General features: G+C 55.0%; 14 protein-coding genes. 3 read left to right on the top strand and 11 right to left on the bottom strand.

Annotation, left to right across the window (positions count from 1 at the left end):
- The 8 genes from KUE00_RS08345 to KUE00_RS08380 all read right to left on the bottom strand — a co-directional run.
- The coding region (locus tag KUE00_RS08345) for a hypothetical protein (RefSeq protein ID WP_246759312.1) at positions 1–337 on the bottom strand (337 nt) is incomplete at its 3' end.
- Between the two features lie 277 nt (positions 338–614).
- A complete protein-coding gene (locus tag KUE00_RS08350; RefSeq protein WP_246759313.1) occupies positions 615–2,246 on the bottom strand; it encodes a GMC family oxidoreductase in 1,632 nt (543 codons plus the stop codon).
- Positions 2,243–2,755 (bottom strand): sorbitol dehydrogenase family protein, encoded by a 513-nt coding sequence (locus KUE00_RS08355; RefSeq protein ID WP_246759314.1) that lies wholly within the window; start codon positions 2,753–2,755, stop codon positions 2,243–2,245. Before KUE00_RS08355 ends, KUE00_RS08350 begins: the two co-directional genes overlap by 4 nt.
- Positions 2,742–4,133 carry a c-type cytochrome gene (locus KUE00_RS08360; protein WP_425523571.1) on the bottom strand — a complete coding sequence of 464 codons (1,392 nt, stop codon included), beginning with the start codon at positions 4,131–4,133 and terminating at the stop codon, positions 2,742–2,744. The genes KUE00_RS08355 and KUE00_RS08360 overlap by 14 nt, the downstream gene beginning before the upstream one ends.
- 147 nt (positions 4,134–4,280) lie before the next feature.
- The gene (locus tag KUE00_RS08365) at positions 4,281–4,991 is read right to left on the bottom strand and encodes a hypothetical protein (protein WP_246759315.1); all 711 of its coding nucleotides are present in this window, start codon (positions 4,989–4,991) and stop codon (positions 4,281–4,283) included.
- Between the two features lie 51 nt (positions 4,992–5,042).
- Complete coding sequence (locus KUE00_RS08370) at positions 5,043–6,182, bottom strand: lactonase family protein (protein WP_246759316.1); 1,140 nt, start codon at positions 6,180–6,182, stop codon at positions 5,043–5,045.
- 31 nt (positions 6,183–6,213) lie between these two features.
- The gene (gene otnC, locus KUE00_RS08375; protein WP_246759317.1) at positions 6,214–6,846 is read right to left on the bottom strand and encodes a 3-oxo-tetronate 4-phosphate decarboxylase; all 633 of its coding nucleotides are present in this window, start codon (positions 6,844–6,846) and stop codon (positions 6,214–6,216) included.
- Between the two features lie 22 nt (positions 6,847–6,868).
- Positions 6,869–8,179, bottom strand: coding sequence for an MFS transporter (locus KUE00_RS08380; RefSeq protein ID WP_246759318.1), 1,311 nt, complete (start codon positions 8,177–8,179; stop codon positions 6,869–6,871).
- 214 nt (positions 8,180–8,393) lie between these two features.
- Here KUE00_RS08380 and KUE00_RS08385 point away from each other — a divergent pair, with 214 nt between their 5' ends.
- Positions 8,394–9,431 carry a LacI family DNA-binding transcriptional regulator gene (locus KUE00_RS08385; RefSeq protein WP_246759319.1) on the top strand — a complete coding sequence of 346 codons (1,038 nt, stop codon included), beginning with the start codon at positions 8,394–8,396 and terminating at the stop codon, positions 9,429–9,431.
- Here the strand turns inward: KUE00_RS08385 and KUE00_RS08390 are convergent, their stop codons facing one another.
- Positions 9,432–10,130, bottom strand: coding sequence for a molybdate ABC transporter substrate-binding protein (locus KUE00_RS08390; protein ID WP_246759320.1), 699 nt, complete (start codon positions 10,128–10,130; stop codon positions 9,432–9,434).
- A gap of 12 nt (positions 10,131–10,142) precedes the next feature.
- Entirely contained in the window at positions 10,143–11,378 is a 1,236-nt protein-coding gene (locus KUE00_RS08395) for an alpha-hydroxy acid oxidase (RefSeq protein ID WP_246759322.1), read from the bottom strand.
- 254 nt (positions 11,379–11,632) lie between these two features.
- On the opposite strand from KUE00_RS08395, the gene KUE00_RS08400 reads away from it, so the two are divergent.
- Positions 11,633–12,295, top strand: a complete 663-nt coding sequence (locus KUE00_RS08400; protein ID WP_246759323.1) for an aspartate/glutamate racemase family protein — start codon at positions 11,633–11,635, stop codon at positions 12,293–12,295.
- Positions 12,296–12,298: 3 nt separating this feature from the next.
- Positions 12,299–13,594 carry a 3-oxo-tetronate kinase gene (otnK, locus tag KUE00_RS08405; protein ID WP_246759324.1) on the top strand — a complete coding sequence of 432 codons (1,296 nt, stop codon included), beginning with the start codon at positions 12,299–12,301 and terminating at the stop codon, positions 13,592–13,594.
- Between the two features lie 90 nt (positions 13,595–13,684).
- Here the strand turns inward: otnK and KUE00_RS08410 are convergent, their stop codons facing one another.
- Positions 13,685–14,578 carry an SDR family oxidoreductase gene (locus tag KUE00_RS08410; protein WP_246759325.1) on the bottom strand — a complete coding sequence of 298 codons (894 nt, stop codon included), beginning with the start codon at positions 14,576–14,578 and terminating at the stop codon, positions 13,685–13,687.
- Positions 14,579–14,795 lie beyond the last annotated feature (217 nt).

The raw sequence follows: 14,795 nt of genomic DNA on the forward strand, positions 1-14,795 counted from the left end.
CCAGCTCAGTGAAATCGCTTTTTGTCGCGCAGTTATCCAGACGCGCCGCCAGCTCATTAAAATCGCTTTTTGTCGCGCAGTTATCCAGACTCGCCGTCAGCTCAACGACATCGTTTCTGGTTGCAAAGGTATCCGCCCGACTATCCAGTGAATCAAAGCGAGTGGTCAGGACGGCCAGATCGATCTTTATCTGATGCGTATCCTGTGCAAGCCGTTCAAAACGGTTAATCCTTTTATCCATTTGCGCTACTCTCCCGTTGACGCTATTAGCCCTGTCGATAAATTCCTGGCCAGAAAAGGGCGGCATGTTTCTTTGCAGACTTTTTTCCTGGTACATAGACAATACTCCATTTCTTCCTTGCGGCTGATATTACGCCGCTGCGGTGAGAAAAAAAACAGGAAAAGAACGATCGCGGCATGAAAACGGGGGTTTATTTTCGAGTATTTGAAGCTCGTTCCAGCCTGGCGTTAGTTTTATGTAAGTTGCATTTTTTTTCAGAGATGCATCGCATAATTATACCAGGCGAACGCGTAATAAAAATAAAAGAGAATAATAAAAAGGCAGGCTAAAATTCGCCTGCCGAAATGAATAGCGATAACGCTAATGCGTAACATCAAACTTTAACTGTTTTCAGCATATAGTCAGCAAGCCGCAGGCTTAACGCCGCGCCGGTAAGCGTGGGATTCATGCAGGATGCGGAGGGCATCACGCTGGTTCCGGCGATAAACAGGTTAGGGTGATCGTGGCTCTGGCAATGACGGTTAACGACCGAATCTCTCGGGTTGTCACCCATAATCGTGGTACCCATAATATGCTGTCGATCCTGATAGCTCGTATCAATTTTTGATATTTTTGCATTTAGCAATTGAGCGAAATTATCAAAGTCTCTTAACCCCTGAGCTTTCCCGGCATGCCAGTAATCGGTTACGCTATAATAGATTTCCGGTACCGGAAGGCCTATCGCATCTTTTTTATTTTTACTGGGGATAATGCGGTTTTCTGCTAAAGGTAATGTTTCAAAGTCGATGGCAAAATTAAGCGATCGGGCTGACATCAGCTTTAATTGCTCATCCAGCCTGGAACCCAATACGCCTTTGGCAATTAATGAAGCGGCATAATCCGCAGTCGGTACTGTATTACGTACCTTAATTTTATAACTGGGGAAATCTTTGCGGAAATCACCATCGCGATTATTCAGATATACCAGCAGTTCGGTAGGTCCCTGGCCAGGCCAGACGTCTTCGTTCATCATGACGTTCATGCTGATACCGGTATGGCCCATCAGATTGCGGCCCACCTGATCGGAACCATTCGCCACGCCGCGGGGATAGCGTTCAGAGCTGGACATGAGCAGCAGCTTGGGCGACTCAATGCCGTAGGCGGCCAGCACAAAATAGTTAGCGGTCAGATGATGGTCAGAACCGTCGGGTTTGCGATACCAGATGCCGCTAATTTTCCCGCTGTCGTCCGCTTCAATTTTATAAACCACCGAATTATCCAGTAATCTTGCGCCGTGCCTTTCCGCCTCATCAATATGCATTGAGCCATCATATTTAGCGGCAATCGGGCAGACCGGGTTGCAGTTATTGTTGCCAGCGCACGCCGGGCGCTGGCCATAAGGACGCGTTGCCCGGCCGTTAGGCTCCATTACCGGGTTATAGCCGCCTTTGCCCAGGAGTTCAGAGAGCCTTTTAAACAGATAGCTCGGCTCCAGACCTTTCATCGGAAACGGCGTTGAGCGCGGTGGCCAGGCTTCGCCGCCGTGTCCGCTTTCATCCTGACCATCCATGCCGGAAACCCCCAACTCCTGCTCCGCTTTGCCATACCAGGGTTCAAGCTCCTCATAGCCAAAAGGCCAGTCGCGACCACGGCCATACAGACTTTGCAGTTTGAAATCGTTTGGGATCATGCGCCATAAAGCGGAACCAAAATGCCAGGTTGTGCCGCCCACTACGCGCAGATATTTTGTAGGATATTTTACCGGGCCGCTTTGCTGAAGATAGTCGCCATAGGTAGAGGGCACGTGCGGCAGGTCGGGATAGGGCGAGCCAACGCCCTGCAGTTTCATATTGGTCAGGGACATCTTAAAAGGCGAGTTGCGAAAGCGTTCAACAATATCCTGTCGTTTGATACGCGGCCCGGCTTCCACAATAATCACTGATTTTCCCGCTTTTGCCAGCTGCGTGGCGACCAGTCCACCCATGACGCCAGAACCAATAACAATCACATCTGCATCCACTTTCATACTGACCTCCCTGAAGGGTGTGTGTCGGGATTGTTGCCCCAGGAATCCGGGCCGCTGCCATAAGTGGGCACGACCAGAATGCCGCGCGTAGGTTGATACATCAGCGCGTCGGCGTAGGCGATCAGCTCGCTGTTGGCACCGTCGCCGACCACGCCCGTATACCAGCTGCCGATAATCAGCGAGGCGGTCTGGAACAAGGGCGATGCCATGGCTGTCGCCTGCAAAAAGTCATCAACATGCGGGAAACGTTGCGCGCGCAGATAATCTGCCAGTGCCGCCAGCCGCTGCGGAAAATCAGCGTGGTGATGCGCTAAGGCGGCGTAATAACGCTGGCTGAGTACCGCACTGACGGCACGGCTGACCAGAAACTCAGAAACGGCTGTAAAATCCGCAGATGCCACGGGTTGAGCGGCCAGACGCCCGGGGAATAAGGTGGCGCAGAGGGCGCTTACCGACAGCGCCGCCATGCCTTTAAGTAAGCGGCGACGGCTCAGGTTATCTGGCTGCATATAGCCTCCTTTTTCGGCGGATAAAGAAGATACCTGGCGCTATCACAATGATGACAGCGAAAGAAATCAGCACGGATGGTTGTGTTAGCTTAATCAGTAACGGCGTATCACCACCTTCGCGCAGTTTTTTGACGCGTTCAGCGGTAACGGTAACGGCCGGATTACCAAAATTCTTCAGGACGTAGTTACTGACGTCGGCAATCTGCCGATCGCTTAGCCGGTTGGCGAAATCGGCGTCCGGGCCAAAAGCAGGCATGGCTACGCTCTCGCCATTAACCGTACGCTGCACGCCAAATAAAATAGCGGCAACCAGGTTATCGGGCTGCCCGGCACCGGTAGCACTGTTATGAAACAGAGAGGGGTAGCGCGTATTGCCCTGACCTTCGGGCTGGTGGCAGTTGGCGCAGCTGCCGCTGAACACCTGCCAGCCTGCGTCCGTTTCTGCCGTCTGTCCGCGTAGCCGCTGTTCGGCATCGGAGGCCTGGCCAAAACCATCGCGTGGCCGGGCACTGTCGGTGTTGACGACCGGTAACTGGCGCAGGTAAGCGACCATTGCCCGGATATCCGTATCGCTCAGGTACTGGAAACTGTGCTCAACGGCTTCCGCCATTGGCCCGGCTGCCTGAGCTTTCGCGATATGGCCGGTTTTCAGATACTGCACCAGCTCGGCGCTGCTCCAGCTGCCGATGCCGTTTTGTGCTGGGGTAATATTGGGCGCGTACCAGCTGCCCAGGCTGCTACCGGAAAAAGCGCGATCGTTTTGCTGAGCCATCAGAAAATTACGCGGTGAGTGGCAGGTATCGCAGTGCGCCAGCGCATTAACCAGGTAATCTCCACGATTAACCTCAGCCGATTTGCCCGTTGCAGGCACAAAGCGCTGGTCGTCAGCGAACAGCAGATTCCAGACCGCCATAGAAGCGCGAATGCTGAACGGAAAAGGCAGATGCGTTTGCGGCGCGGCAACGTCCACCGGCGCGACGCCCTGCATAAAATAGCGATAAAGCGCATGAATATCTTTATCGCTAATTTTGTTATAGGCGGTATAAGGCATGGCCGGGTAAAGATGATGACCCTGCTTATCAATGCCTTCCCTGACCGCGCGCGCAAATTCCTGTTCGCTGTAATCGCCAATGCCATAACGTTTCGAAGGCGTGATATTGCTGGCATAGATAGTGCCCAGCGGAGAATGGATGCCGTAGCCGCCGGCCATGGGGGCGCCCTGAAGAGGCGAGCTATGGCAGGCACCACAGTCGGCAGCCGTAGCCAGATATTTTCCCGCGGCGATAAGATCTTTATCAGCGGAATCAGGCGAGGTAGCGGACGCCATTCCGGTCATAAGGATCAGGCTCATCGTCCAGGATCGACAATAGCGTCTCACTTGACATGCTCCTGTAAAATAAAGAAAAAGTTATTTTTATAATGTAAAAAGCCGCATCCATGGGTAAATCCCGGGCGGGCCGCCCGCTGGCAGGCGGCCTGTAAGATTAACAGTGATAAGTCCGGCGCTTAATCTACGGGGCTGGCCTTAAAGCAGTTCGTAATCGTTGAAAATCAGCGGCGTTTCACCACCGTTGGTCAACTCGACTTCGCCTGGCTGGGTCAGTACGGCATCGCCGCGATGCAGCCAGACTTCTTTATTGCGGTTCGGCTGGCCGGGAATCGAGGTCAGCAGGCGGCCTTCGGTAAAGAAAACCCGTACGCCAGGTCCGTGTTGGGTGTAGAGCGTGGTACTTTCGCCCGGTTGCAGCGTAACCTTCCAGCCTTTGACCGTTTTTTGATCCAGCACCTGCTGGAAGGCGGCATTAGCGGGACGAGACGCGCCGCCGAAGTTTTGCGGGCCATGCTGCTTGATTTCAAAAGCGACCTGATGATTCAGCGTGGTGCCGGTATTGGTGACTTTATCGGTTTCGGACTTATCCTGATGCGCGCCAAACTTCACGTTGCCGCTTTTCATCTCGGAATCTTTAGCCGGTTTATCGGGATAGGCGCTGCGTACCAGGCTGCCGTCGATATGGGTGTTCACATAGTCAAGATGCTGTTCATGGAACAGCGTGGACTGGCCCGGACGGATCATTACGCGCATGACGGTAACGTACTGGTTTTCCAAGATGACGTGATGCAGCGGCTCCAGATTAGTTGCGACCACTTTTTCCGCCGCGCTGACCGCGGGGGAAGCCGCAAGCGTGAACAGGCCCGTGGCACAGAGCACGGAAAGTAGGGGGTGTGTGCGTTTCATAAAGTCTCCAGTTATTGCCTGCCAGGCCGGGCCATCCGGCCCGGCATTAAATTACTCGACCAGCGTCACCCAGTTAGCGCCTTTTCCGGTGGGATAGCGGCCCGCCAGCGACAGCGCGCCGGTTGATTTATCAATGGTATAAAGGGAAAGCTGCGTTGATTTTTGTCCGGACTCAATCAGAAACTGACCACTGTTATCAATGGCAAAGCCGCGCGGCTGCTGCTCTGTTTTAATGCTGCTCAGCCAGGTCAGATGCCCATCGTCCGGGCTGACGGAAAAAGAAGAAAGGGTACTGCTGGTGCGCTCCGTCGAGTAAAGGAAACGCCCGTCCGGGGTGAGATGGATATCCGCCTGCCAGATACGCGGCTTGTGGGAAGGCGGCAAATCGTCATCGCCGGTTAACGGTCGTGCTTCACCACGCTGCATATCTTCCTGTGGCGAAACGGAATTGACTACAGTAGCTGGCGTCGTGGTGCCGTTAGCGTTGAGCGTCAGCTGGCTGATATTGCCCGCCATCTCCGTCAAAATATAGACGCTGCGTTTACCCTGTTTATCGGTATTGGGCGCAATAACAAAATGTCGTGGGCCGGTTGCGGCTTCGCTTTGAATATTTACAAACGGCGGATCGTTTGGCGTTACCTTGCCGCTGGCCGCATCAAAGCGATACTGCAAAAGCTGATCGGCACCCAATAAAGTGACAAACAGGAAGTGGTTAGAGGGATCGACCTGAATCGCATGCGCGCGTTTACCGGTATGGACAATCTGCACCGGTTTGGCTTCAACTTTACCGTCGCTATCAATGCGGTTGATGCTAAACAGATCGCCGCCGTAGGACGCGCTCAGTAAAAAATGTCCCTGTCTGTCGGTAGAAAGGTAAGCCATGCTTTCCGGCAGCGGCGACTGGCTGGCTTTAACCAGCTGCCCGTCGGGCTGAATATGATACGCCACGACGCTATAAGGTTTGCTGCGCACGGAGACATACAGCATTTTTTTATCGGGTGAAACCACGGAGGACATTGCTTTTGCACCAGCCGGAAAGCTGCCAATCGGCACCAGCGCTTTTTTGCTTTTATCCAGCTGATAGCCGGTAACGGTGCCGCTGTCGGCGTTAGAGACATAGACCAGGCTTTGCGCCTCTGCCGAGCCTGCCAAAGCCGCCAGCGAGAGCAGCATGCCACAGATTTTTTTCATTATTATTTCCTTTGTAGGGGAGAGAAGTTTGTTACCAGCGGGTGGAAAAGACCTCGCAAAGTTCCGCTACATCGCTATCCGCCAGCGGCTGGGGTTTGCTTACCGCCTGCCGCCATAACCTGGCGGTCTCCTCCAGCTCTTCCAGCGCAAAACAGGCGGTCAATACAGAAGCCCCCCAGACCACCGGGCCAAGCCGTTCGAGCATGACGCCGCGAACTTCGCAGGCCAGCGTGGCGACCTGTTGTGCAACCTGCGGTGCGCCGGGCCGGCAATAGCCAATCAGCGGAATGCGACCCACTTTCATCACCTGGTAAGGGGTGATCGGCGGAAGGATACTGTCTGTTTGCCAGACGCCTTCCAGCGTCAATCCCACCAGGTTGGTGGAATGAGTATGCACCACAGCGTGAACTTGCGGATTACGATCGTAAACCTGGCGGTGCAGCAGCAGCGTTTTGGATGGCTTATCGCCGGACAGCCACTCGCCCGTGCGGCTGACCTTTGCAATCTGCTGTGGTTGCAACCGCCCCAGACAGGCGTCGGTTGGCGTAATCAGCCAGCCATCCTCCAGGCGGGCGCTGATATTTCCGGCGGTGCCGACGGTATAGCCTCGTGCATACAGGCTCTGGCCCGCCTGACAGATCTCTTCGCGTAGCTGTTGTTCCATTTTTCTCTCCGGCTTACTCGCGTTAAACATCAGAATCGGCAGCGGCTGCGCCAATCGTATTCACTTCTTTGATCGCCAGCGGCTCAACTTTACCCATTATGAACATGAAGTTAAGCGCGCCGAACAGGCAGATACCGCCGGCCACCAGCAGCGGCACCACGAAAGAGCCGTGGCTGAGGGTCAGCATCAGGCCGGTAAAGGAAGCGGTAACGATACCGGCCAGATTACCGGCGAAATTCTGGATGCCGCCGAGCGTGCCGACATAGCCTGAATGGGGTGCGACGTCCGCCGGTAACGTCCAGATATTGGCGGCGGTGAAGGCCAGACCGGCGTAGGTCAGTGAGAAAAGCGTCAGGATCAGCGCGACGCTATTGGTAAAGGCCGCAAAGGCGATCACGGAGGAGAGCAGCATCCCGGCAATTAAACAGGATTTGCGGGCCGTGGTAAGCGAGAAACCTTTGCGATAGAGCCAGTCCGAGGTGATACCGCCCAGCAGACTGCCGGGAATACCCATCAGCGCGGGAATAGCGCCCAGCGTGCCCAGCTCTTTGAGCGAGAAGCCGTGCGCCATGGTCAGATAGGTCGGGAACCAGGTCACAAAAAAGTAGGTGGCAAAGTTCATGCAAAAAAAGCCAATCATCATTCCCCATACCGTGCGGTAGCGGAACAGGCCGAGAATATTAACCTTTTCGCCTTTACCCTGCGCTTGCGCGCCACGGTCGGCCAGCAGGTTTTGACGCTCATCCTCCTGCACATTTTTCATTTTTTCCGGTTCGCGGTAGAACAGCAGCCAGATGGCTACCCAGACCAGGCCTAACGCGCCGGTGACGACAAAAGAGGTTTCCCATCCCCAGGTGCTGATTAGCCAGCCGACCAGCGGCAGGGCAAGGGCGCTGCCCGCGCGCGGCCCGGCATCAAAAATACCGCTGGCGGTAGCTCGCTCTTTTTTCGCAAACCAGGAGTAGACCACTTTTGCACAGCCCGGATTACCGCCCGACTCGCCCAGCCCCAACATCAGGCGCGAGAGGAATATAGAGGTGAAGCCCCGACCAAAGGCGGTAAAGACGGTGAACAGCGACCACCAGCCAACGGCAATGGCCAGACCGGCGCGCGCGCCCATCCGGTCAATCAGCCGGCCTGCGGGGATCTGCATTAACGCATAGGTCCAGAAAAAAGCGCCTAAAATCAGCCCCATGCTGGTGTCATCCAGGCCAAGATCTTTTTTAATATGGGGCGCGGCAATAGCCAGATTGATACGATCGATATAGTTGATGGCGATGGCGAAAAAGCAGAACGCTATCATCAGCCAGCGGATTCGTGGGTATCTACGCATACTGAATTCCTTTATTATCCCGATGCTTTTCCGGACGGCAAGGTCCGGGCGATTGTTATGGTTTGGTAAAATTTCTGCGGTTTCTGATAATATGATGTTAAAAGTAAGCGATTACAAAATTCAGTCAAGTAAAAAGTAAGCGCTTTCAATTTGGCTTTTTATCTGTCTGCGAATTTTGTGGGCGGTATCACTAATTTCACTCTGGAGTCTGAAGATGTCCGATAAGCCTGCGCTGTCTGGCCGCGTATCGCTGGAAGATGTTGCCCTTCTGGCGGGCGTATCCACCGCCACGGTATCAAGAGTGCTGAACGGCAGCGCCACGGTGCGCCAGTCGCGCCGGGAGGCGGTAGAACGAGCCTGTGAAGAGCTGGGCTATGTGATTAACCGGGCTGCCCGCACGCTGGCTTCGCGCCGTAGTATGTCTATTGGCGCAGTGGTGCCAACGCTGGCGACGGAAACCTTTTCCCGCCCGCTGGCCGCCTTCCAGCAGAAAATTCACCAGTCTGGCTATACCCTGCTGCTGGCAAATTCAGATTTTGATCCCGATACCGAGCTGAAAGAAGTTAACAAGCTGGTGGAGTACGGTATTGATGCGCTGATGCTGGTGGGCAACAGCCACCATCCGCGCCTGTGGGAGCGGATTGAGCAGCAGGCTATTCCCTGTATACAGACGTTTTCCGTGGATGAGCGCTACCCTGGCGTAGGCTACGATAACGAGCAGGCCGCAGGCGTGTTAACGACGCATTTGCTGGCGCTGGGTCATAAAACGTTTGGCGTGATTGTCGGTACGCCGCCATCAAACGATCGCGTTTCGGATCGCCTGACCGGCACGCGGCAGGCGCTGGCAGCAGCCGGGCTGAACCTGCATGAAGCCAATCTCATTAACTGCGCGTTTACCATGAACCAGGCGCGTCAAGCGATGTTCCGGCTGCTGGACGGGCCGCATCCGCCGACGGCGGTTATCTGCGGTAACGATCTGCTGGCGTTTGGAGCGATGCGTGCGGCCAGCGAGCGCTATCTGCGTATCCCTGGCGATATTTCGATTACCGGCTTCAACGACTATGAATATGCCGAACATCTGGAACATCCTCTGACCACCATGCGGGTGGAGCTGGATCGCATTGGCGAGATTGCCGCCGACTATCTGCTGGCCACGCTCAATGGCGAGCCTGCCGCGCGGCAGACGCTGCTGCAACCGGAACTGATCGTGCGTGGCAGCACCGGCTCTGCGCCCCGTGCCGCCATCCGCTAATCAAACGCGCGCCGTCAGCCCCCAGGCGTTAAAAGCCTGCATCGCTTCCGGCGAACGCAGAAAATCGAGCAGGGCGGCAGCCTGCTGTGGCCTTGCTGCCCGGGTAAACACGCCGCCGGAAAAGGAGAGTATTTTCTGCGCGCCTTCCGGCAGCGGGCCGATGACTTTGATGCCTTCGACCATCAGCAGTTCGCTTATCTGCTGCACGGCAATATCCGCTGTTCCATCCAGCAGCTGAGCGGCAGTGAAACCTTCGTTAATGGTAGTGGCGCGCGCGTTGATCTCCTGCTCAATAGCCAGTTCTTTCAACAGCTTTTGAAAATAGATGCCGCTTGCGCCGCCCAGCGAGTAGGCCACGGATTTTGCCTGTAGCAATGCCTGCTTAAAAGCGGCCACGTTGCTGATATCGGGCGCGACGGCATCGCGCAGCATGGCCAGCCCCAGCGGCGAGTCCACCAGCTCAACCCGGCTGCTGGCCGCGACATAACCCCCTGCAATCAGTTTGTCCATCGCTTCAGCAGTCACGATTACGGCATCTGCCGTTTCACCTGCGGCAATCTTTTTCTCAATCACGGAGGTCGGATTCCAGTCGATAGCCAGCGGCAGGTTGCTGTGTGTGCTTTGCCAGTTTTTTTCCAGCCCGACAAAGGGCGCGCGTATCGCCAGTACGCTAAACAGGCGGAGTGTACTCTCTTTCATCACGTTTTCCTTTTAGCTTATTTTTCGTAGGTAGCTGGCATCGAGTTCGCCCGGCGTTCGCACGCCAATCAGCGCCAGATCGCGATCGATCTCGTCACGTAGAATATGCATGGCGTGTTCCACGCCAGCCTGGCCGCCAATGACCGCGCCATACAAAAAAGGCCTGCCCAGAAAAACGAAGTCCGCACCCAGCGCCATCGCTTTCATTACGTCAGTACCGCGCCGGATGCCGCTGTCGATGATGACCTTCATCGATCCTTTTTTCGCTGCGATTTCAGGGAGCGTCACCAGCGGCGGCACGGTGTGATCAAGCTGGCGTCCGCCGTGGTTAGAAAGAATCACCGCGTCCGCGCCCAAATCACGAGCGATAAAGGCATCCTCCGGCGACATCAGCCCTTTAACGACCAGGTTTCCCTTCCATTTTTTGCGAATCGCCTCGACATGTTTCCAGCTGAGTTTGTCACGCGCGTTGGTATTGCGTACTTTGCTCGACATCATCGGCGGGCCACGTTCCGCATCGGTGTTTTCAAAGTGTGGCGCGCCGTGACGCAGGAAAGTTTGCGCCACCGTGCCCAATAGCCAGCGCGGGTTCATTGCGCTTTGCAGCGCGACTTTAGGCGTGATCTTAATCGGCATGCTGAAGCCGCTGCGGGTATTGTGTTCGCGGTTGCCCAGCATTGGCGTGTCGCCAGTGACCACCAGCGTCCTGTAACCCGCGGCGGCAACGCGATCCAGCAGGCGATCGATACGCGGCTGATCGCCCGCCAGATAGGCCTGAAACCAGGCGTCAGGATTGGCCGCGTGGACATCTTCCAGTTTTACCAGCGAAGAGGCGCTAAGGATCATCGGGACATTCATGGCTTTTGCCGCTTTTGCCAGTGCAATATCCGCCTGATAGGCGACAAAAGAAGCGCCGCCAAGCGGGGCAACGCCAAAAGGATGGTGATAAGCGTGGCCAAACAGCGTGGTGTGCTGATCGCGGCCTGAAACGTCGCGGAACATGCGCGGGACAAAAGTGTACTGACGGTAGGCTTCAAAATTACCCGCGATACCGCGTCCCGTTTCGACGCCGCCAGCTACGTACTGGTAAATCATCTCCGGCAGTCGGCGACGAGCATGACGTTCAAAATCGTCCAGCGCCAGCAGATCGCGAAAATGACGCGGTACTTTTTTCAACGCGGGATTCCCCACGGTCGGTGCCGCGCCGGGTATGGCGTGCAGTGAAGAAGAATCAACAGGTGAAGTCATAGGCGTTCTCGCTTCCGTAGAGGGGTTAACACACAGCGCCATGAATAAGCATGACGAATAACGCACTTTATTTTGTAAGCGCTTTCAATCATGGCTAATACCTTCTAACATTTCAATAACAGTTCGGCCAGCACAGAACGGTTTTCTGTGATCAACTTCACTTTACAACCGCATTTGTAAGCCCTTACATTTGCATATAACCGTTCAGCCCGTTTGCTGAACTTCATCGGGCATATGTCTTTCAGGAGATCAGGATGAGCAGAATTGTATTACTCCACGCCACGCCGGTAGCGATGGCGCCTATTCATACCGCCTTCAGCGAGGTCTGGCCCGAGGCCGAAACCGTTAACCTGCTGGATGATGGGCTCTCTCTGGATCGTGCGAAAGAGAGCACGCTCTCTGAGGGGATGATCGATCGTTTTGTCAGGCTGGGCCGCTACGGCTATGAAATGCAGGCACAGGGTATTCTGGTGACCTGTTCCGCTTTTGGGCCAGCCATTGACCAACTGGCGCAGACGCTGCCGATTGCCGTACATAAACCAAATGAAGCGATGTTTATGGAGGCGGTAGCCCAGGGGAAAAATATCGGCATGCTCGCAACCTTTGGCCCGGCGGTGGAAACCATGACCGAGGAGTTTAACGACTATGTTGCACAGCACGGCTCACCGGCAAAACTCACCACGCTGCTGGTGGCCGACGCTATCGATCTGCTGAAGAAAGGTGATGCAGAAAGCCATAACCGTCTGGTTGCAGCCCGCGCGCGTGAGCTGAAGCATTGTGATGTCATTATGCTGGCCCATTTCTCTACCTCGCGCGCGGCGGCCAGCGTGCGCCAGCTGGTTGATATTCCGGTACTGACCGCGCCGCACGCGGCGGTAAAAAGAATGAAGGCCAGCGTGCTGGCTACAAAGGGGTAAGCTATGTTGATTGGCGTAATAGCAGATGATTTTACCGGTGCCAGCGATATTGCCGTAACGTTGGCGAAAGGCTTGCCCGGCGAGGGCGGCCTGCAAACCACACAGTATGCGGGTATTCCCTGTGAACCCGCAGCAGCCGACGTTGAAGCAGGCGTTATCGCGCTTAAAAGCCGCTCAATTCCGGCCAGCAGCGCGGTTGAGCAGGCGCTGGCCGCCTGTCGCTGGCTGCTGGAGCAGGGCTGTGAACAGATCGTTTTCAAATACTGCTCCACGTTTGACTCTACCGACAGCGGCAATATTGGCCCGGTGACGGATGCGCTGGCCGAGTTGCTGGCGGTACAGAGTGTGGTCATCTGCCCGGCTTTCCCGGCTCTGGGCCGTACGCTGTATCAGGGACATCTGTTTGTGCAGGATCGCCTGCTTAGCGAATCCGGGATGGAACATCATCCACTAACACCAATGAAGGATGCGGACGTGCGTCGCGTACTGCAACGGCAAAGCGTTAATCGCGTTGCGCATATTCCGTGGCAAACGGTGGTTGCTGGCAGTGCCGCGCTGCAAAAAGTGCTTAATGACCAGCCGGTGCGTACTTTGCTGGTGGTTGATGCCATTAGCGAGCACGATCTTACGACGATTGGGCGGGCCTGTAAGGGCGCCAGGCTGGTTACCGGCGGGTCAGGAATTGCGCTGGCGCTTCCCCATAATTTTATTGCGCAGCGAAGAGCCTCTGGCAAACAAGCCCGTGCGCCGCTTATTGAAGGGCCTGAAGCTATTCTGGTTGGCAGCTGTTCCGGCGCAACCCGGCAACAGATCCTTGAGCATCAAAAAGCCCATCCGGTCATGAAAATTGAGGTCAGAGACGTACTGGAAGGCAACGTCGGGCCGGAGCAGCTAACCGCTTTTATTCATCAACATCAGGGTAACGCGCCGCTGGTTTACTCTTCTGGCGATCCGGCTGCCGTACAGAGCATTCAGCAACAGTATGGCCGTGAAAAGGTGGCTGAGGCGCTGGACAACCTGTTTGGCAAGACGGCGCAAAAACTGGTGGCCGAGGGCACGCGCCGTATCGTGGTTGGCGGCGGTGAAACGTCGGGTGCGGTGGTCAGCGCGTTAGGTTTGGTTGCGTTAACGATTGGCAAAGAAATTGATACTGGCGTACCGGCGATGGTCTCACCAGGCGATAAGCCGCTGGCGCTAGCGCTAAAGTCGGGAAATTTTGGTGAAAAAGACTTTTTTGCACGCGCGGTAGAAGCGCTGCGGGGGAGCGCAGAACGTTCTGCCGTTATAAATCAGGCATAGTTAGCAGGCAACCCAAAAGAAACCCCCGGCAAGCCGGGGGTTTCAAACTGCTTATAAATCTAAAGCAATAGGGTATGCAGCTACGCTAAATTACAGCGTGCCGGTACCACCATCGGAACACCATACCTGACCGGAAGAGTAGCTGTTTTCAGTCGAAGCAAGGGTTACATACAGTGGAGCGATTTCGGCTGGCTGGCCAGGACGGCCAAGCGGAGCAGTACCGCCGAACTGTTTCACTTTTTCCTGTGGCTGACCACCACTGGACTGCAGCGGCGTCCAGTATGGACCTGGCGCTACGGCGTTAACACGAATACCTTCTTCACCCAGCTGCTGCGCCAGCGCTTTAGTAAAGGCGGCAATAGAAGCTTTGGTCTGCGCATAGTCCAGCAGGATAGCGCTTGGGCTATAAGCCTGTACGGAAGAGGTATTGATGATAGCGCCGCCGCGTGGAATATGATCTACGGCCGCTTTAGTGATCCAGAACAGCGCATAAACGTTGGTTTTAAACGTAGCGTCAAAATCTTCCGTGCTCAGGGTACGGATCGATTCGTTGTACTGCTGGCGTCCGGCGTTATTCACCAGAATATCAAGGCCGCCCAGCTGGCTTACGGCATCGCTGACCAGCTTCTTACAGAACTCTTCGGAACGGATATCGCCCGGCAACGCAACGGCTTTACGACCTTCTGCTTCAATCAGCTTAATCACTTCCGCCGCATCTGATTCTTCTTCAGGCAGATAGCCAATAGCCACGTCGGCACCCTCACGGGCATAGGCAATAGCCACCGCACGGCCGATACCAGAGTCACCACCGGTGATCAGCGCTTTACGACCCTGCAAGCGGCCGGAGCCACGATAGGTTTTTTCACCATGATCGGGCTGTGGGATCATTTTACTGGCAAGACCTGGAGCCTGCTGCGGCTGTTCCTGGAACGGAGGTGCCGGATAATCAACGGTCAGTAACGATTTTTTTGTTTGTTCGCTCATGATGTGCTCCTTCATCTTGGTTAATTCACTCAACAAGCCTGGCACAAATGTGATGGTTGTCACGTTAGACGACGAAAAAAATCAAAAGGGAAAAAATGTTTTTGCTGTAATTTATATTTTTAAAGTAACGTTTTCTGGTAATATCCCCGCCGGATTAGTAAACCTAAAATAAAAAAATTCTTATATTTCACTAATGGCAACCCGCTGTTAACTATTA

The organism is Erwinia phyllosphaerae (assembly GCF_019132875.1).
Taxonomy (GTDB): Bacteria; Pseudomonadota; Gammaproteobacteria; order Enterobacterales; family Enterobacteriaceae; genus Erwinia; species Erwinia phyllosphaerae.